The organism is Hydrogenovibrio sp. 3SP14C1 (assembly GCF_029625905.1).
GTDB lineage: Bacteria > Pseudomonadota > Gammaproteobacteria > Thiomicrospirales > Thiomicrospiraceae > Hydrogenovibrio.
This window is the reverse complement of the sequence record NZ_JARTLM010000235.1, coordinates 1-251: the sequence shown is the minus strand read 5'-3', so window position 1 is coordinate 251 and position 251 is coordinate 1. Positions and strand designations below refer to the sequence as shown.

The 251-nt window shown below is 76.1% G+C and carries 1 protein-coding gene; it reads left to right on the top strand.

The genetic code is table 11. The features are described 5' to 3' along the window. Positions 1–251: GMC family oxidoreductase (locus P8629_RS12385; RefSeq protein WP_278166403.1), on the top strand; the 251-nt coding region annotated here is incomplete at both ends.

Here is a 251-nt window from a genome sequence, read left to right as displayed (position 1 = left end):
CTGTTCCGCCAGCCGGTCACCGTGCACAACATCGGCGGGTGCCGGATGGGCGCCGGCCCGGACGAGGGTGTGGTCGACGTCGACGGGCAGGTCTTCGGCCACCCCGGCCTGCACGTCGTGGACGGTGCTGTGCTGCCCGGGGCGACGGGTGGCAACCCGTCGCTGACCATCGCCGCCGTCGCCGAGCGGTGCGTGCAGGCCGCCATCCGGCGCATCACCGGCGACCCGGCGTGGGAGGCCCCGGAGCGGCC